Annotated in this window: 12 protein-coding genes; 5 read left to right on the forward strand and 7 right to left on the reverse strand. The window is 41.8% G+C overall.

Annotation, left to right across the window (positions count from 1 at the left end):
* Nucleotides 1-267 precede the first annotated feature (267 nt).
* Nucleotides 268-2,793, forward strand: coding sequence for an AsmA-like C-terminal region-containing protein (locus KFO40_RS16200; protein WP_211146581.1), 2,526 nt, complete (start codon nucleotides 268-270; stop codon nucleotides 2,791-2,793).
* Between the two features lie 80 nt (nucleotides 2,794-2,873).
* Nucleotides 2,874-3,488, forward strand: coding sequence for an L-threonylcarbamoyladenylate synthase (locus KFO40_RS16205; protein ID WP_015532391.1), 615 nt, complete (start codon nucleotides 2,874-2,876; stop codon nucleotides 3,486-3,488).
* A 93-nt stretch (nucleotides 3,489-3,581) separates the two neighbouring features.
* On the opposite strand, the gene nagB is transcribed toward KFO40_RS16205, so the two are convergent.
* From nagB to KFO40_RS16240, 7 genes are all read right to left on the reverse strand, one after another.
* Nucleotides 3,582-4,394, reverse strand: a complete 813-nt coding sequence (gene nagB, locus KFO40_RS16210) for a glucosamine-6-phosphate deaminase (protein WP_004301540.1) — start codon at nucleotides 4,392-4,394, stop codon at nucleotides 3,582-3,584.
* A gap of 51 nt (nucleotides 4,395-4,445) precedes the next feature.
* On the reverse strand, nucleotides 4,446-5,642 hold the full coding sequence (locus tag KFO40_RS16215) for an FprA family A-type flavoprotein (protein ID WP_008020770.1): 1,197 nt from the start codon (nucleotides 5,640-5,642) through the stop codon (nucleotides 4,446-4,448).
* Between the two features lie 54 nt (nucleotides 5,643-5,696).
* Nucleotides 5,697-6,677: a TIGR01212 family radical SAM protein gene (locus KFO40_RS16220; RefSeq protein ID WP_211146582.1), complete on the reverse strand. Its 981-nt coding sequence runs from the start codon at nucleotides 6,675-6,677 to the stop codon at nucleotides 5,697-5,699.
* Nucleotides 6,678-7,114: 437 nt separating this feature from the next.
* Complete coding sequence (locus tag KFO40_RS16225) at nucleotides 7,115-7,933, reverse strand: LytTR family DNA-binding domain-containing protein (protein WP_008020767.1); 819 nt, start codon at nucleotides 7,931-7,933, stop codon at nucleotides 7,115-7,117.
* 3 nt (nucleotides 7,934-7,936) lie between these two features.
* The gene (locus KFO40_RS16230) at nucleotides 7,937-8,731 is read right to left on the reverse strand and encodes a LiaF transmembrane domain-containing protein (RefSeq protein WP_074707678.1); all 795 of its coding nucleotides are present in this window, start codon (nucleotides 8,729-8,731) and stop codon (nucleotides 7,937-7,939) included.
* A gap of 173 nt (nucleotides 8,732-8,904) precedes the next feature.
* The gene (locus KFO40_RS16235) at nucleotides 8,905-10,482 is read right to left on the reverse strand and encodes a polysaccharide lyase family 1 protein (protein ID WP_118194793.1); all 1,578 of its coding nucleotides are present in this window, start codon (nucleotides 10,480-10,482) and stop codon (nucleotides 8,905-8,907) included.
* A 47-nt stretch (nucleotides 10,483-10,529) separates the two neighbouring features.
* Complete coding sequence (locus KFO40_RS16240) at nucleotides 10,530-12,170, reverse strand: pectate lyase (RefSeq protein ID WP_211146583.1); 1,641 nt, start codon at nucleotides 12,168-12,170, stop codon at nucleotides 10,530-10,532.
* A gap of 297 nt (nucleotides 12,171-12,467) precedes the next feature.
* On the opposite strand from KFO40_RS16240, the gene KFO40_RS16245 reads away from it, so the two are divergent.
* The 3 genes from KFO40_RS16245 to KFO40_RS16255 are packed head-to-tail and all read left to right on the forward strand — an operon-like array spanning nucleotide 12,468 to nucleotide 19,344.
* Complete coding sequence (locus KFO40_RS16245) at nucleotides 12,468-15,689, forward strand: SusC/RagA family TonB-linked outer membrane protein (RefSeq protein ID WP_211146584.1); 3,222 nt, start codon at nucleotides 12,468-12,470, stop codon at nucleotides 15,687-15,689.
* Between the two features lie 13 nt (nucleotides 15,690-15,702).
* Nucleotides 15,703-17,730 (forward strand): RagB/SusD family nutrient uptake outer membrane protein, encoded by a 2,028-nt coding sequence (locus tag KFO40_RS16250; protein WP_055234949.1) that lies wholly within the window; start codon nucleotides 15,703-15,705, stop codon nucleotides 17,728-17,730.
* An 18-nt stretch (nucleotides 17,731-17,748) separates the two neighbouring features.
* Nucleotides 17,749-19,344, forward strand: a complete 1,596-nt coding sequence (locus KFO40_RS16255; RefSeq protein WP_015532384.1) for a fibronectin type III domain-containing protein — start codon at nucleotides 17,749-17,751, stop codon at nucleotides 19,342-19,344.
* The last annotated feature ends 57 nt before the right edge of the window (nucleotides 19,345-19,401 follow it).

The following is a 19,401-nucleotide window of genomic DNA, read 5'->3' on the forward strand; positions in this document are numbered from 1 at the left end:
AAATTCAGATTGTCGTTTTTACGTAGGGCGTTGCCCTACGCTATATAATTAAGCCCTTTCAGGGCACTCCGCAAAATGATCATTTATCTCATTTCTGCACCGATTTGAACTAAAACCGGAAATTCGGATTAAGCCAGAAGCCAGTCCGTTGGATTCCGCTTAATTTAAAAATAAGAATCCCTAAAAATTTCTCTTTTATCTCTTATTATCAAAAAGTTTTATTAGTTTTGCTCTTCATTATATCTCAAACTCTTAAAATAGAAGCAAATGAAAAAAGGTTTGAAAATCGCAGCTATCACCGTAGGAGTAATTATCATTCTGATGTTCCTTCTTCCTTTCGCCTTCCAAGGAAAGATAGCCGACATTGTAAAAACAGAAGGCAACAAGATGCTTAACGCACAATTTGACTTTAAGAACCTTAACATTAGTCTGTTCCGCAATTTTCCACAGGCTTCTGTCACTCTCGAAGATTTCTGGTTGAAAGGTACGGGTGAATTTGCCAATGACACCCTTGTACAAGCCGGAGAAGTTACCGCCGCAGTCAACTTATTCTCCCTTTTCGGAGATAGCGGTTACGATATTTCTAAAATATTTATTGAAGACACGAAGTTACATGCCATTATCTTGCCGGACGGACGTGCCAACTGGGATATCATGAAACCGGATACAATAGCAACAGCCGAAACGCCTGCAGAAGAAGAAGCCTCTTCTCCTTTCAAAGTCAAGCTGCAACGCTTTGTTATCAAAAACATGAATCTGATTTATGACGATCAACAAGGAAAGATGTATGCTGATATCCGTGACTTCAACGCTATTTGTGCCGGAGACTTAGGAAGCGAACGTACCACTCTGAAACTGGAAGCGGAAACCAAATCACTCACCTACAAAATGAATGGAATCCCTTTCCTGGCAAATGCCAATATCTCCGCCAAGATGGACGTAGACGCCGACCTTGCCAACAACAAATACACATTGAAAGACAACACTATCCGCCTCAACGCCATTCAGGCAGGAATCGACGGCTGGGTAGCCTTGAAAGACCCGGCTATCGACATGGACTTGAAACTTAACACGAATGATATAGGCTTCAAGGAAATTTTGTCATTGATTCCCGCCATTTACGCCACAGAATTCTCCAGCCTGAAAACAGACGGAACTGCAACGCTTACCGCAACGGCCAAAGGTATCCTGCAAGGAGACACCGTTCCATCATTCAATATTGACATGCAAGTCAAGGATGCTATGTTCCGCTATCCGGCTCTACCGGCAGGAGTAGATCAAATCAACATCAGTGCCAACGTTCAAAATCCGGGAGGAAATATTGACCAAACTACGGTCAACATCAATCCGTTCAGTTTCCGCCTTGCCGGAAATCCGTTTAGCCTGACTGCTACTGTGAAAACGCCGATCAGTGATCCGGATTTTAAAGCAGAAGCGAAAGGAGTACTCAACTTAGGTATGATCAAACAAGTCTACCCGCTTGGAGACATGGAGTTGAACGGTACCATCGATGCCGATATGCAAATGTCGGGACGCCTCTCATCCATCGAAAAAGAAGAATACGAACGTATACAAGCTTCGGGTACTATCGGACTGACGGGCATGAAACTCAAAATGAAAGATATGCCGGATGTAGAGATTAAAAAGTCTCTCTTCACCTTCACTCCGAAATACCTCCAGTTGAGTGAAACAACCGTCAACATCGGAAAGAACGATATCACCGCCGACAGCCGGTTTGAAAACTACATCGGTTATGTATTGAAAGGTAGCACATTGAAAGGAAACCTGAATATTCGTTCCAACTACTTCAATCTGAACGACTTCATCACCGCTTCTGCCGATGAAGCCTCCACATCAGAAGCTGCGTCCACCGACTCTGTAGCTACAGCCGCCACAGGTATTGTTGAAGTTCCCCGTAACATCGACTTCCAAATGGACGCTAACCTGAAACAGGTGTTATTCGACAAGATGTCTTTCAATAATATGAATGGCAAACTTGTTGTAAAAGATGGCAAAGTGGATATGAAAAACCTTTCCATGAACACCATGGGTGGTAATGTAGTGATGAACGGCTACTACTCCACCGCCAACGTAAAGAAGCCGGAAATGAAAGCCGGATTCAAGCTCTCCAATATCGGTTTCGCACAAGCTTACAAAGAACTGGATATGGTGCAGAAAATGGCTCCTATCTTCGAAAACCTGAAAGGTAATTTCTCCGGAAGCATCAATGTCCTGACAGATTTGGATGCAGCCATGAGCCCCGTACTGAATACGATGCAGGGTGACGGTAGCCTTTCCACCCGCGACCTTAGTTTAAGCGGAGTAAAAGCAATCGACCAGATAGCCGATGCCGTGAAGCAACCCAGCCTGAAAGACATGAAAGTGAAAGACATGACATTGGATTTCACCATCAAAGACGGCCGCGTAGAAACCAAACCGTTTGATATCAAGATGGGAGACTACACACTGAATCTTTCCGGCAGCACAGGACTCGATCAAACCATCGACTATTCCGGTAAAGTGAAACTGCCCGCATCCGTAGGCAATATCTCTAAGTTAATGACTCTTGACTTGAAAATCGGAGGTTCGTTCACCTCTCCGAAAGTCAGTGTAGATACTAAAAGCATGGCCAACCAAGCTGTCGAAGCCGTAGCCGATGAAGCAATCAGCAAACTCGGACAGAAACTTGGACTGGACTCTGCCGCTACCGCCAACAAAGACTCAATCAAACAGAAAGTCACAGAGAAAGCTGCGGAAAAGGCACTAGATTTCTTGAAAAAGAAACTCAAATAAAAAGAGAAGATAATAACCATTTAACCCCACTCATCCCTCCTCTTTCTCCTTTGCGAGAGGGAAGGGATGAAGCTTTTAATATGCTACTGAAACTATATGATAAAAACAATAACCCGCAGGATTTACAACGAATCATCGATATCCTGAATGACGGCGGACTTATCATCTATCCTACCGATACGATGTACGCCATCGGCTGTCATGGTCTGAAGGAACGTGCCATAGAACGGATATGCCGGATTAAAGAGATAGACCCTCGAAAAAACAATCTGTCCATCATCTGTTATGACTTAAGCAGTATCAGCGAATACGCGAAAGTAGACAATAACGTATTCAAACTGATGAAGCATAATCTTCCGGGACCATTTACCTTTATTTTGAACGGCACCAACCGGTTGCCGAAAATCTTCCGCAACCGGAAAGAAGTAGGTATCCGTATGCCGGACAACAACATCATCCGTGAAATCGCACGCCTGCTGGACGCTCCCATTATGACCACCACACTGCCATACGAAGAGCACGAGGACTTGGAATATATGACTGATCCCGAACTTATAGATGAAAAGTTCGGCGACATCGTCGATCTGGTCATTGACGGCGGTATCGGAGGTATAGAACCTTCAACGGTAGTGAAATGCACGGACAACGAACTGGAAATCGTCCGACAGGGAAAAGGCTGGCTGGAAGAGAATTAATTCCGCTGACAGCTATCCCTAACATACAAAATGGGCTGCAATCAATTCAACACTGATGCAGCCCATTCTCTTTTTATAGAATCAGTTTTATGCTTACTTGATCAAAGATTCCGGATCTAAATGAGCAGACTCGATATCTTTGAAGTAACGGTAAGTACCTACTTTCAATTCCGCCGTAGCAGCATCATCACAAACAATAATACCTTTTTCATGCATTTGCAATGCACTGATTGTCCACATCTGTGTGATAGCACCTTCTACTGCATGATACAAAGCACGAGCTTTGTTATGACCGTTTACAATAATCATCACTTCTTTTGCAGAAAGCACAGTACCCACTCCCACTGTCAAAGAAGTCTTAGGAACTTTGTTGATGTCATTATCGAAGAAACGGGAATTAGCAATGATGGTATCCATTGTCAATGTTTTCTGACGAGTACGTGAAGTCAATGAAGATCCCGGTTCGTTGAACGCAATATGTCCGTCAGGACCGATACCGCCCATGAACAGGTCGATACCACCGTATGACTTGATCTTTTCTTCATAACGTGCACACTCTGCATCCAAATCCGGAGCATTACCATTCAGAATATTCGTATTCTCCGGTTTGATGTCGATATGACCGAAAAAGTTATTCCACATGAAAGAATAATAGCTTTCCGGATGTTCTTTCGGCAATCCTACATATTCGTCCATGTTGAATGTTACCACATTCTGGAAGGAAACGATTCCTTTCTTATTCAGGTCGATCAAAGCTTTATACATACCCAGAGGAGAAGATCCGGTGGGGCAGCCCAATACAAATGGTTTTTCGGGGGTTGGATTGGCAGCTTTTATTTTAGCAGCAACATAATGTGCAGCCCACAGAGATACGGACTGATAGTCCGGCTGAATAATAAGTCTCATAAGTCGATTGTTTTATAGGTTAGTTAATAAATTATTATCTCATTCACAGTTTTAACGATCTTTCTTCAAACGATCCGCCATGGCACGTGCCAGATTTTCACATTGAGTATAAGTCAGGTCTTTCATTGCCTGTTTCATCTCCACCGGATCACCGACCAATTCGAATTTGCTCTTTTCCGCAAACTCTGCCAGACGCTTCACAGCAGCACCTGCCCATGTGAAAGAACCGAAATAACCCAAATAGCGTCCCTTCACCTCACGCAACAGAATCTTTGAGAGCAGCGCTTCCACTTCCGGGAATATCTGATTGCTATAAGTGGGAGAACCGATAATCAATCCCTTGTAACGGAAAATATCCGCTATAATATAAGAAGGATGGCTCTTTGTCACATTATGCATGACAATGTTCTTAACACCCTGTGCCGAAAGCTCTTCTGCAATAGCTTCCGCCATTTGCTCCGTATTTCCATACATGCTTCCATAAGCAATAACAACACCTTCGTCTGCATCATAACGACTCAAACGGTCATAGATACCAATTACCTTGGCAATATTCTCTGTCCATACCGGACCATGTGTAGAACAGATGGCAGAAATAGGTAGTCCTCCCAATTTTTGCAAAGCTTTTTGCACGGGGCTTCCGTATTTGCCTACGATGTTAGAGTAGTAACGAACCATTTCCCCCCAATACTTATCCACATTGATCCGCGTATCTAGGAATCCGCCATCTACAGTGCCAAAGCATCCGAATCCGTCGCCGGAGAAAAGAACGCCGTCCGTTTCATCAAAAGTCATCATCGTTTCCGGCCAATGCACCATCGGAGTCATATAAAAACGCAGTTTATGATGTCCCAAAGCTAAGAAATCACCTTCCTTTACCAGATACTGTTCGCCGGTTACACCGTAGAAACCTTCAATCATACCGAATGTCTGCTTGTTACCCACGATAATAATTTCCGGATAATGTTGCTTAATCAGTCGGATAGATCCCGAATGATCCGGTTCCATGTGGTTTATAATCAAATAATTAATAGGACGTTCTCCAATCACTTGCTTGATCTTGCGCAAGTAGACTTCAAAATAACAAATATCTACCGTATCCACCAATGCCACCATTTCATCATCAATCAGATAAGAGTTATATGAAACTCCATAGGGCAATGGCCACATCCCTTCAAATCTGTGCTTGTTACGGTCATTCACTCCCACATAGTGGACATTTCCTTTAATTCTTGTTTTATGTTCCATTCTTCAAATCCATTTATATTTCTTCCACCATCTATATTCCGCTCAAACAGCTATTTATTCAGTGGTAAGTTTATCGTCTGCAAAAATAATCCTTTTTTCCGAATCCCTATACTTCTTACCTTGATAAGCACCTCTTTCTTTCATTCTTTTTTGTAAACGCGCTACAAATTCATAATTTTTCAATCCCCAGTCCGGAGCTATTAATAAATCTTTAGGAGATTGGGAAACAAAACGCTCCACAACTATATCGGGACGAAGATGTTCTACATAATCAATCACCAGATCAATGTATTCCTCCACCTCGTTAAACAAATGAAAACCATCAGGAGCTTCATCATACCCATGCGCCATTCGTGTACCACGAATCAATTGTAACTGATGGATCTTGAGTGTAGCTAAAGGCAGATCGGAAAGTATTTCCGCTTGTGCCACCATCGTATCATGCGTTTCTCCCGGAAGTCCGAGGATGATATGTCCGCCTGTCAGGATACCACAGGCGGCTGTCCGCCGGACGGCTTCCACCGTATCGGCATAAGTATGCCCCCGGTTAATGCGTTTTAAGGTTTCGTCGCAAGTGCTCTCGATCCCATATTCAACCATAAGGAAAGTATGTTTGTTCAATTCTTCCAAGTAACGCAACAAACTCTCCGGCATACAATCGGGGCGTGTACCTATTACCAATCCGACCACCCCGTCTACCGTCAACGCTTCTTCATATTTACGCTTCAAGCCTTCCAGTTCGGCATACGTATTGGTATAGGCCTGAAAGTAGGCCAAATATTTCATTTCCGGATATTTATGGGCAAAAAAGCATTTCCCTTCTTCCAATTGGGTAGTGATAGACTTCTCTGTCCGGCAGTAATCCGGATTAAAAGTCTGGTTATTGCAATATGTACATCCGCCCCATCCTTTTGTTCCGTCACGATTAGGACAAGTGAAACCTCCGTTCAATGAAATCTTTTGTACCTTGTAAGGAAAATATTTCCGCAAAAAAGTAGGAAAATCATTATATAATAGCTGTGTAGACATGTTCATTCACTTCTTTCTTTATTTTATCTACAAACATAAGCAAAATCAGCGAGTTATGGAAAGTTGACACAAAATATCTTCAATATATTAAAAATTTCATAAATTCCATAAGATAAATTAATAAACATTGCTATTCAAAAAACTATTTAATTAGCTTTGTAATGATTTTAGGCATTGGCAGGAGGATACTTGTGAAAGTCTTGTGCAATTATTCCCCAATTATGATTTCATCTCACCATACCCCATGCAACTCTTGTCAATAAAATTATCCTCTTTATATTCTGAATAAGATTATAAAGAGGATTTTTTTAACGAATATTATTCATTTCACTTTTCCAAAACAAAGAAGCGAGATCAACATTATTACCCAACCGATCTGCTAGATGAAACATTGATAACAGGACTGTAGTGATAGTATATTACAAAATCAGAATAAACAGATTTTATATGCCCAACCGTTCTTTCAGCAACCGGTAGCCGGAAAGGCTAACCCGAAGTTTCACTCCATTCTTCAATAATAACTGATAGGTTTCTTTTCCGAAAAGCTCGACCCGGGAAATCTGCGTAACATTCACAATCGTAGAACGATGCACCCGAACAAATGTATCCGGAGAGAGATGAGTTTCAAAATACTTCATGGTCTGCTCTTTCAGGTATTCGCCTGTGGGGGTTATCAGCATCACATAATCTCCACATGCTTGTATGTAAATCATTTCGTCTGCCTTCACCAAATGAATCCGGGAGCCGTCTTTCACTGTAATACGATCTATCCATTCAATGGGTGATTCTTCCTGCTGTTCAGCCACATTCACCTGATGTACAGCCAGTTCTTTTTCCAGTTCCTGATTTTGTACTTCTTCTTTTGTGACTATCAAGCGGTACCATAGAGTAATAGCAATTAAAACCGGTAGTCCGAACAATAACCGGAAAGGGATTGTCTGCGCAAAAGGAACATAGGACACTCCTACAATTCTCACCATTATGTCACAGACCATAAAACTTCCTGCCAGCCAAAGCAGACTTCCAACGATAATCATAATTACATCCGTCTGGAACAACGAGACAAGACCGACCACAAACCATGCCAGATAGGCGATAGCCGCCAGCCAACCAATCGTTACTATTCCATCTACCAAAGCGGGAAGATAATCGTTTCCGGTGTATCCACAGACCAAAGCTACCTGGAATGCAACCAGAATCAATGCCAGCACCAGCATCGGAATCCAACGAAAAGGAGATTCTATAATCGGATGTGCTTTCATACGCTAGCCTTTAACCTCCAAGCCTCCGAAAGAAAGTGTTCCCCGAATTACCAACACACTCTCCTTATTTATATTTCCATTCTGCCAACGTTTATCATCACATCCTCCAAAGAAAGCATTGCATTTAAACACGACTTTCCAGTCAGAAGGGACATATATCTCAACTCCTCCCCAACTGCAATCCAAATCTATGTATGTTTCTCCGGGTGCAATATGGGTATGGCGCAAATCAATCGTCGTTCCTCCGAAAGATGTGCGAATGACAGCTCCTTTAAACAATTCGTCAAGCACCACGTGACGGGCAGCTCCCCAAACATTCTCGGCACGTAGAAAACCATCTACTGACTCTGCCTGCTGTTGCTCACTTTCAAAATTCATGCCGGGTTGTCCCTGATGCATCTTCATCCATTTCTGACGGTGCTGCATGGCATGATGGTGCGCCCAGTGCCCCCGCCTGTTCTTGCCGGATTTCAAAAAGAATAAGACACCTGCTGTTATCAGAGCGACAGGCCATACCATTGCCTGCGAATTTTCAGGCAACCATGAAAGCCCTCCAATTAAAAAATACACACCTATCAACAAAAGGATGATTCCACCGATGAAATGGCGGCGAATCATAGAATATATACCTAATATAATAAGGAGTGAATGCCAGGATACGATCATATCGAAGACTTCAGATGTAATCCATCCCATATTACGGGCAAACAGCAGAATCCCGGAAAGGATAAAAAGCGAAGCTATCAGTGTTTTACCGGAAAAGCCTGTAGCAGTGGGAAATTTTTGTTTCTCTTCCATTGTCTCTATTACTAATTGATTAATGGTTCAAAGATACATCATTTCTCACTGCTTCTACAGCCTTTTCTGTTGATTTCCGGTATAAATTCCGATGAATGCCGGATAAAAACCGGTGAAACTGACTATAAAGTATCTTACCTGATAAAGATAATTCTTAATACGATGTTTGCAGATTACTTCTTTCCACCGCTATTTTGTTTTTCAATAATGTCATGCACCAAACTATTCATATACATTTCCAGATTTGTATACTGGCCATATTTATCTATCGTTTTTCCATTGCCATCAGAAGCATCATGAGGATTTAATCCGAATTTTCTCTCCCATGCATCAGGCATACCATCATTATCAGAATCAATCAAGGTACTTCTCTGTAAAAGAACTGGCCATGCGGAAACATTTTCCGAAGTATTTAACGAGAGCAAATCATCCTGACTATCTATCAATCCTGGTCTCGGATATCCTTCACTTTTCCAAATACCTCCTTCTCCATTATGAACATTCAAACCTTTATATCCAGCTGTTCTCGTACGTGTTTCCTTCACAATACGTGCATCCACATCATCTCGATGTAATGAACACCCCGCATAATCCAACACTTGTTTATAAGCATTGAAAGCAGAATGTGTCGTTACCGATGCAAATTCATGAGGTTTGTCCAATCGAATCGAGTCTTTAGTTTTTTGCGTAACTACTTTCTTATAATTATTCGAAAATTGATTGTAAACTCCATATTCCCAATTATTAGCTGTAGCCTTTTGGCTGTTTTTATCATCTGCCCCTCCATCTACAACGTTACCATCAATATAATACTTTCCCCACAGATACCCCCCATTCCTATTTTCTGTTGCATCTATAGCAAAAATCCGTCCACGTTTAGAGCCTGTCACCGTTGCAGGACCAGGTTTATAATAATTGTTCACTATATTAATATTCATCCTTTCACCACCATACGAACTGTTCATACCCCAATTATAGATCACATTATTGCGAAAATCTACATAATCACCATCACATTCTCCATTCTTACGTACCTTAGCTCCTAATCCGAAACGGGGATTCCGGCTATCATGATGGGCTAATAAATTATGATGATAAGAAGAGTGTTCACCTCCCCAAATTCCTCCATATCCATGAGGACCTTTGGTATGTCCACCTAATCTAAGACTTTCAGAAATAATGCACCACTGCATAGTAAAATCATCATTTTCATAAAAAGAGGCACATTCATCTGTACACCAGCTGATAGAGCAATGGTCTATAATCACATTCCTTGCCCCTTTTCCTCCTAAAGCATCTGCACCGTCAGGATGCACACATTCTTTATTACCCATACGGAAACGTAAAAAACGGAGAATTACATTACTAGCATAATTTGTCACCGGATAACCCGCTATGCATATACCGTTTCCCGGTGCAGTTTGTCCCGCAATAGTCAAATTCCCTTTCCGTATTTTTAGGTCTTTATGCAGAAATATTGTACCGGACACTTGAAAAATGATAGTACGAGGACCATCCAACTTTTCTATACCATAACGTAAAGTGCCAGGCATCCCATCATCTGCTAAAGAAGTAACAATATACACTTCACCTCCACGTCCGCCTGTAGTCATACGTCCATATCCTTCTGCTCCGGGAAAAGCAGCCAACTCTCCAAAATCAAGAGTGTTACCAATACCAGAAAAGGCAAAAACAGCCTCATTTCCGATCAGAGTTAATAAAACGGTTAGACAACGAAAGATCAAATTCATATTCATATTTTTATTTATGGAATAATACAAAAATACACCAAATTTATTTATTGTACTCCTCCTTTATTCTGTTCCTCAACAATCTTTTGTACCAAGCTATTCATATACATCTCCAGATTTGTATATGTTCCTTCCTCATCTACTGTTTTACCATTTCGGTCAGAAGCATCATTCGGATTCAAACCATACTTTTTTTCCCATTCATCAGGCATACCATCATTATCCGAATCCTTCAGAATAACACCTTGTACCAATTCAGGCCATGCTGAAGATTCTCCAACAGGAATCACATCATCCTGACTATCAATGATACCTTTCTTTGGATACCCCACGCTTTTCCAATCAATACCTTCAACAACTCCCTGACCATTGTGCTCGTTCATTCCCTGATAGTTCGCAGTCCCGGTACGAGTCTCCTGAACAATACGTTCATCCACTCTATCCCTGTGCAAAGAACAACCTGCATAATCCATAACACGCTCAAAAGCCGTACGAGCATCATGAGTGGTAACAGTACCTGTTTCTACAGGAGTGGTACGTTTAAGAGCTTTTTTTGTACCTTCATCCAACGTTCCATACTTTTTATCAAACTGATTATAAACTCCGTACTCCCAGTTATCCTTTGTAGCCTTCATACAACGATCGTAATCAGCCGCACCATTAATTTGCCCATCATCCACCACATTTCCTTGGATAAAGAAATCTCCCCAAGTGTCAAAAATGGCCGGATATGATTTCTTATCCGAATCACTCACTTTTTTGTCAATGGCAATAATACGTCCACGTTTAGAAGTACCAGTAGGAGTGGCAGGCCCCGGCTTATAAAAATTATTCACAATATTTACATGCATGGCTTCTCCACCATAACAAGAGTTTCCACACCAGTTATAAATGACATTATTACGCATATCAACAATTTCATTCTCTTTTGTCGAATTAACTCCAGGACCTAGACGAGGATTACGGCTATCATGATGTGCCAATAGATTATGGTGAAAAGAAGCTTTCATACCTCCCCATATACCACCATAGCCATGAGGACCTTTTGTATGCCCACCTAAACGCAGACTTTCAGAAATAAGACACCATTGCAGTGTAAAATTCTCATTTTGATAGAAAGAAACACACTCGTCAGTACACCAACTCATAGAACAATGATCAATCATTATATTTCTATGATACCGACCGCCAAAGGCGTCGGCTCCGTCTGCACTGACATCTTCTTTATTTCCCATTCGAAAACGCATAAAACGGACAATAACATTGTCTGCTTCCAAGAAAACCGGATAACCAGCCAAACAAATACCATCCCCCGGAGCCGTCTGGCCTGCAATGGTCAAATCTCCATTCTTAATCTTTAAATCACCGTTTAAATGAATAGTTCCGGATACCTGGAAAACAATTGTACGTTTTCCGCTTAGTTTCTCAATACCATAACGCAAAGTTCCGTCCTGTAACTTGTCCTCCAATGAAGTAACAATATATACATCGCCACCACGCCCACCGGTTGTGTAGCGTCCATGTCCTTCTGCCCCAGGAAAAGCTGGTATCTTTTCATCTTGAGTTTCTCCAGTCCCCTCAGGTTCTTTAGGCAATTCATTTGCGTCACTACCATCAGTACACGCCAGAATTCCAAAAGCAAACAAAATGGCCAAACACCATTTACTTAGAATTATATCCATTTTCATACATTATTAGATTAATGAGGACAAAAGTAGACAGGATAAAGAAAAGTCTTGTTCAAATTTTGTTTTTCCAAATCATTAAAATCGATAAAACAAGGCTTTTCAAGCTAGCATGTGTATTTTTTGTTTTAAAACTATTCTAAAAATGCCTGCCGGCTATTAAAAAACAAAAAATACTAGGTGAAAAACAAATATTGCACATATCTATATTCACATTCATATACTTTTGTACCGAGGAATTAACTCTAAATATGAGTACAGAATCAAAACAATAACCATTAATTAATAAACATGCAAAGAATGTCTAACAAGGTGAAAAACATGCGCAGTTGGCTGCTAATGCTATTTGCAGCGATATCGCTTAGCGTATCAGCGCAAACAATTACCGTAAAAGGTAATGTGAAAGACACAACAGGAGAACTGATCATCGGAGCTTCTGTAGTAGAGAAAGGTAATACTACCAATGGTACAATTACTGATTTAGATGGTAACTATTCTATCAAGGTTCCTTCAAAAGCAACCCTTACAATTTCTTATATCGGAATGAAAACTCAGGATATTGCTGTAAAAGGACAAAGTCAAATTAATGTCACTCTTTCCGATGATACACAAGCATTGGACGAAGTTGTGGTAATTGGTTACGGAACCGTTGCAAAAAAGGATCTGACTGGTTCCGTATCTTCCGTTAGTGCCAAACAGATAGCTGCCATTCCGGTATCTTCTGCATCAGAAGCATTACAGGGAAAAATGGCTGGTGTATCTATCACAACGACTGAAGGTTCTCCTGATGCAGACGTAAAAATCCGCGTACGTGGTGGCGGTTCTCTATCTCAAGACAATTCACCGCTTTATATCGTAGACGGATTTCCCGTATCAAGTATCTCTGATATTGCTCCAACAGATATTCAATCGGTAGATGTATTGAAAGATGCTTCTTCTACTGCTATTTATGGTGCCCGTGGTGCAAACGGTGTTATCATCATTACTACTAAATCCGGTCAGGAAGGTAAGGTGCAAGTAAACTTCGGTGCATCTTACGGTTTGCGCAAAGTGACCAAGATGGTCGATGTGCTCAATCCGTATGAGTTTGTGATGTGGCAACAAGAATTAGACCAGAAAAGTTTTAATTATGGCACCTTTGACGATCTGGAGATTTATAAATCATACACAGACACCGACTATCAAGGAGAAATATTTGGTCGCACCGGTAATCAACAACAATACAATATTAGTGTCAGTGGTGGAAGCAAAGATACCAAATTCAATATCAGTTATTCACGTAATGACGAAAAAAGTATCATGTTGAACTCAGGTTTTGCCAAAGACAACATCAATGCTAAAATAAATACAAAAATCAACAAATGGCTAACATTTGACTTCAATGCCCGTTTATCCTATCAAAAAGTAAAAGGAACCGGAAGCGGTGCAGACGACAATCAATCGAGTGCAACCACTTCTGTAAACGCACGCTCTGTAGTATTTGCTCCTGTTGAAAAATTAATCAGCGGCGGCAGTGACGATGATGAAAACGTAAATAACGCACGTTACACGCCTATCGAAATATTGAACGCGACTTACAAACGTGTTAGCCGCTTCCAACAAAACTACAATGCCGGAGTAAACTGGGAACCCGTAAAAGGACTTAAATTCAGAAGCGAATTCGGATATGGATGGAAATACAATAATACTGACCAAGTATGGGGGGTGGAAGCTACAAACAACAGTAAATACGGAAATCCGGGAATGCCCCAAGCGTTATTAACCAAACTTATCAACAAGAACTGGAGAAACGCCAATACTGTAACATATAATAACGATAAGATGTTCAATTTGAACCACAGAATGAATGTCATGTTAGGTCATGAAGTATCCAGCAGTTACGACCACAAAACAACAATGACATCTGTAGGTTTCCCTAAAAACATGTCAATAAAAGAAGTACTTGCTAATATGGGACAAGGTCAGGCACTCCCCACAGATACATACATTGGTATCAAAGACAACTTGCTCTCTTTTTTCGGACGTATCAACTACACCATTAACGATAAATACCTGATGACTTTCACCATGCGTGCAGACGGCTCCAGCAAATTTGCCTCCGGCAATCAATGGGGATACTTCCCATCACTAGCTTTAGCATGGCGTATATCCGACGAAGCTTTCATGAAAAACGCCCAAGAATGGCTTTCCAACTTAAAACTTCGTTTAAGTATCGGTACGGCAGGAAACAATCGGATTCCCTCCGGGTCGCTGGAAACAACTTACTCACTGGCAGGTTCGGGAGACAAACATATCTATTTCAACAATACAAGCAGCGTGGTCCTGCAAAGAGGTAAAAACCTGTCCAACCCGAACTTGAAATGGGAAACAACGCTCACTCGTAATATAGGTTTGGATTTCGGCTTCTGGAACGGACGCCTTTCCGGTAGCTTAGATGCATACTGGAACACGACCAAAGATTTGTTGATGCAAACTACCCTCCCCAAAGGAGCTGGTTATGAGTTTCAATATCAGAATTTCGGTCAAACCTCCAACAAAGGAATTGAGCTTGCTTTAGACGCTATCCTTGTCGACCAAAAAGATTTCGGTCTGAATTTCAACTTCAACATTTCCTATAATCAAGCTAAAATTGACAAACTGCCTACAAATAAAATCTGGCAAAGCAGTGGCTGGGGCGGTAGTCTCATCGCTGGTATCGATGATTTCCTAATTGAAGAAGGTGGAAGACTGGGTGAAGTATACGGTTATAAACTAGATGGTTTCTATACCACAGAAGACTTTACTTGGGATAATGGATGGAAACTTAAGGAAGGACGTGTCAATCCAACGGAATCGGGTATGAAAGTCAATAACTTCGGTCCTGGCTCACCCAAACTGAAAGCAAATGCAGATGGCAAAATCGAGAAAGAACGCCTTGGCAATACAATCCCGAAAATAACCGGCGGTTTCGGCATTAATGCACGATATAAGAGCTTTGATTTAAGTGCATTCTTCAACTATTCATTGGGAAACAAAATTATCAACGCTACCAAACTTGCTTCCGGATTCTATAGTGACACAAAAAAAGATTGGAATCTGAACAATGAATTCAACCTTAGCAAACGTTACACTTGGATTGACCCTACCAACGGAATGGACATGACTTCCAAAAGCTATATCAACGAATTTGGAAGCGACTATGCCATCAACCGTCTAAACGAAATAAATGCCGGTGCCAGCATATTCAACCCTGCCTCCATCACACAAATTCCACTTTTGGACTGGGCTGTAGAAGACGGTGCCTTCCTGCGTGTCAACAACATTTCCATCGGCTACACATTGCCGAAAGCTTTCGTACAAAAACTACAAATGCAGAATGTGCGTATCTACTTTACAGGATACAACCTCTACTGCTTCACTAAATATTCCGGTGCCGACCCGGAAGTAGACACTTGTCGCAAAACACCTATGACTCCGGGCATAGACTATTCAGCCTATCCTAAAAGCCGTTCATTTGTAGGTGGTATAAATGTTACATTCTAAAACAGATACATATATGAAATCAATTATAAAATACATCATTGGAGGAATGGGGTTACTGAGCATCACCTCTTGCAGTGATTTCTTAGATCAAAGCTCTCCTTCCGAAATCAAAGGCGACATGGTTTTCAACTCGCTTACTTTTACAGAACAAAGTTTGAACAAAGTATATGCAGGGCTTACCCTCGACCATACTTATGGTGCCCGCATCCCTCTGAATTTCGGATTCAATACAGATATTGAATTAGTAGATGCCGACGTTAACAAACCGGCTTCTTTCACCGAATCCAGCGAGCGCGCTTTAGGTAATTACAATGGAGAAAGCATCAGCGGTTCCTGGTCAAAACTGGATGACAACTGGAAAAACTGTTTCGCCATTATTGAGGACGCCAATCTTGTCGTAGAAGGAATCCGTTCCAGCGAGTTGTTCCAAGAAGGAAATCCGGCACGCAACAAGATGGCTAATTTCTTGGGTGAGGCACTCACCATCCGTGCTATGGTCTATTTCGACCTTGTAAAAAACTATGGAGACCTGCCAATGAAATTCGAAACGACCAAGGTAGACGGTTCCAATTTATATGTAACCAAAAGCGACCGAGACGACATCATGGAACAATTGCTGAGCGACTTGGAAGAAGCTGCAAACTATCTCCCTTGGGCAGGCGAATCCGGCTATACGACCGAACATGCCACTGCAGGTTTTGCTCACGGCTTGTTCGCCCGCATCGCCCTTGCCAAAGCCGGCTACAGTATCCGCGAATCCTCCAAACCCGGCTATGAGACACTTGCCGGCTCTGACGGTACATACCCTACCCAACGCCCAGGAGAAGCAGAAAGAAAACTGTTGTATGAACGTGCACTGAAACATCTGACAGCTGTTATTGGAAGCGGTGTACACAAGTTGAATCCTTCGTATGCAGACCAATGGTTCCAAGTAAACCAGCGGAAATTGGACAATACTTATAAAGAAAACCTATACGAAGTAGCACACGGTCTGAATAAATCCGGAGAAATGGGATATACCATTGGCGTGAGAATCAGCGGTGCAAGCAGCTACTACGGTGCTAAAGGAAACTCAAGCGGAAAAGTGAAATTAACCGCTCCGTTCTTCTGGTCATTCGACCACTCTGACCTGCGTCGTGACATCACATGTGCCACTTATGAACTCAAAGAAGAAAACGGGCACATCAAAGAAAATATGCAGAAAAACGCCCCATTCGGTATCTATGTAGCAAAATGGGACATCCGCAAAATGAACGACGAATGGCTGAATGCTGTCCGTGCGAGCGATGCAAAAATTGGATATGGCATCAACTGGATTGCAATGCGTTATTCCGACATACTATTAATGTATGCTGAAGTTATGAACGAACTGTATGGAGCTGATGCAGCCAATCCATTGGGTGGAACTGCCATGACAGCCCGTACCGCACTGACAGAAGTTCACAGCCGCGCGTTCGACAACAAAGCCAATGCACAAGCGTATGTAGCTGCTATCTCATCAGGTGACGATTTCTTCAACGCCATTGTGGATGAACGCGCATGGGAATTTGCCGGAGAATGTGTCCGCAAATATGACTTGATTCGTTGGGGATTACTCTCTAAGAAGATCGACCAATTCAAAGAAGACTACCGCCAACTCACTACCATAGCTCCCAAATACATATTCTATAAGATGAAAGCCGATGATGAATATTCCATCGACATGAGTAGTATTTGCTGGTATGAATATCCCTCCTTTGTCAGCGAAATCAATAACGAATTGGATGTCAAGAATGCCATAAAGAACGCCGCAGATCCCAACTGGAAATACGTTCCGGGCTGGGGAACTTTCCCAAATGGAAAGATAGAGAAAGACGCAACTACAAAGCAAGAAGTGTTCAAAGAGGACGGAAGCACCTCCAACGACTCCAACCTTTCGGGATTAACGGACTATGTTAGCACAGGTCTGAACAAGACCGTAAAAAACAGGCATTTGATTCCACTAGGTAGTAAAACGATTTCAGAATCAAACGGAACATTAGCCAATTCATACGGATTCTAATTGATAAAAACGATTATTATGAAAATTAGTACAAATATACACACGCTATTAAGCATCATTTGCTTAACAGTTATTTCATTTTCGTCTTGCGACAAAAGTAATGACTGGAGTTCGGACGAACGATACAACCGCTTATTCCGCAGCAACAATCTTGCGGTTACTCCCCAAACATTCGAAGCAGAGGTTATTTGGAACGCAACTCCCAACACCGACTACTATATCATAGAGGTAAATAAAAACGAATTTACAAATGACGAACTGCAAGAAGGCTCTATCATCTACGGAGAAGACAAAGGCATTACAAGCAGCCCTTACAGTATCACAGGACTAGAAGAGCAAACGACGTATTACTTGCGTCTGCGTTCCTGTTCCGAATCTGCCCAACCGTCTAAATGGTGCACTTTGGAGGATGGCACTTTCACCACGAAGAGCGAACAAATTATCGAAAGCAGCAGCAACGTGACCAGCAAGAACGCCACCATCCACTGGACTGCAGGAGTGGACGTTACCCACTTCCTCATCGAATCTACCGAAGAGGAGACACGCCGCGACATCACCGCCAACGAGAAGAATGCTGGTCAAGCTACGTTGACAGGACTCAAAGCTGCCACCACTTACAAAGTTTCTATCTATAACAATCAGAAGTTGAGAGGAAACTGTAAATTTGAAACAACAGAAGACTTTCCGGAAGGATACAACATAGCCAACCTGAAAGAGGGCGATGATATTGATGCGGTTCTTGCCGAACAACAAGGAGATGTAGTACTCGTCTTCCCTGCTGGAAGCACTTTCGAACGTACGGAAAAACTCAGCATTCCCGCATCGGTAAATGCAATTATCTTCTGGGGCGCCTCCGGTGGGACACAGCCTAACTTCAAGCCCAAAGAAGTGACAGCCACAGAAAATACGACTTCTATCAAGTTTTATAACATGAACCTCTACAACAACGGTAAGAGTGGCGACTATATGATTAATCAGGATGCCATGACAACGGATGTAAACATCTCTTTCGACAAATGCAACGTATCCAAAACTCGTGGTATATTGCGTGTGCAAGGCGGCGGTGTGGATTGCTCCATCAATAGTATAGAGTTTACTAATACCACCTTCAGTGAAATCGGTTCGTATGGTGTCATCAACACTAAAGACATGACGGGAAATCTGAATTCCATTCATATCAGTAAATGTACATTCAATAATGTAGCAGCTACCGACGGACCGACATTTACACTAACAGCAAAAAATACAATGCATCCTATCACATTCAATATCGATCAATGTACATTCTATGCTTGCGATCAAAAAAGTGGAAAACACTTCATTGATGCAAACAAAGTGGAACTACATGATATCAGAATCACAAATTGCTTATTCGCCAACTGTGGTAGCAGCGATGCCAAAAACAAACTATGTAGCATAAAGGGTATCGTTAAAGAGACCTCCGACAACTGGTATACCACCGATTGCGCATGGCACAGTGAGGCACAAGCGATGTGCACCGAATATAGCAAAACATCTGCCGAACTCTTTGAAGATCCTGAAAACGGTAATTTCAAAATTAAAGACGCTTTATTCAAGAACCGTGCAGGCGACCCTCAATGGTTCAGTGAATAATATAGTTTTTACCTAAAAAACATATAAAAAAGATAGGGCGAATGTATATTTGAATAT

It is taken from the genome of Bacteroides sp. 1001302B_160321_D4, assembly GCF_015667765.1.
In the GTDB taxonomy this organism is placed as follows: Bacteria; Bacteroidota; Bacteroidia; order Bacteroidales; family Bacteroidaceae; genus Bacteroides; species Bacteroides xylanisolvens.

What these genes read in the sequence shown, in the direction of transcription:
- KFO40_RS16215 (WP_008020770.1), bottom strand. Translation starts at nt 5,642, where the DNA reads ATGGAACATAAAACAAGAATTAAAGGAAATGTCCACTATGTGGGAGTG.
- KFO40_RS16220 (WP_211146582.1), bottom strand. Translation starts at nt 6,677, where the DNA reads ATGAACATGTCTACACAGCTATTATATAATGATTTTCCTACTTTTTTG.
- KFO40_RS16255 (WP_015532384.1), top strand. Translation starts at nt 17,749, where the DNA reads ATGAAAATTAGTACAAATATACACACGCTATTAAGCATCATTTGCTTA.
- KFO40_RS16205 (WP_015532391.1), top strand. Translation starts at nt 2,874, where the DNA reads ATGCTACTGAAACTATATGATAAAAACAATAACCCGCAGGATTTACAA.
- KFO40_RS16245 (WP_211146584.1), top strand. Translation starts at nt 12,468, where the DNA reads ATGTCTAACAAGGTGAAAAACATGCGCAGTTGGCTGCTAATGCTATTT.
- KFO40_RS16250 (WP_055234949.1), top strand. Translation starts at nt 15,703, where the DNA reads ATGAAATCAATTATAAAATACATCATTGGAGGAATGGGGTTACTGAGC.
- KFO40_RS16225 (WP_008020767.1), bottom strand. Translation starts at nt 7,933, where the DNA reads ATGAAAGCACATCCGATTATAGAATCTCCTTTTCGTTGGATTCCGATG.
- nagB (WP_004301540.1), bottom strand. Translation starts at nt 4,394, where the DNA reads ATGAGACTTATTATTCAGCCGGACTATCAGTCCGTATCTCTGTGGGCT.
- KFO40_RS16230 (WP_074707678.1), bottom strand. Translation starts at nt 8,731, where the DNA reads ATGGAAGAGAAACAAAAATTTCCCACTGCTACAGGCTTTTCCGGTAAA.
- KFO40_RS16240 (WP_211146583.1), bottom strand. Translation starts at nt 12,170, where the DNA reads ATGAAAATGGATATAATTCTAAGTAAATGGTGTTTGGCCATTTTGTTT.
- KFO40_RS16200 (WP_211146581.1), top strand. Translation starts at nt 268, where the DNA reads ATGAAAAAAGGTTTGAAAATCGCAGCTATCACCGTAGGAGTAATTATC.
- KFO40_RS16235 (WP_118194793.1), bottom strand. Translation starts at nt 10,482, where the DNA reads ATGAATTTGATCTTTCGTTGTCTAACCGTTTTATTAACTCTGATCGGA.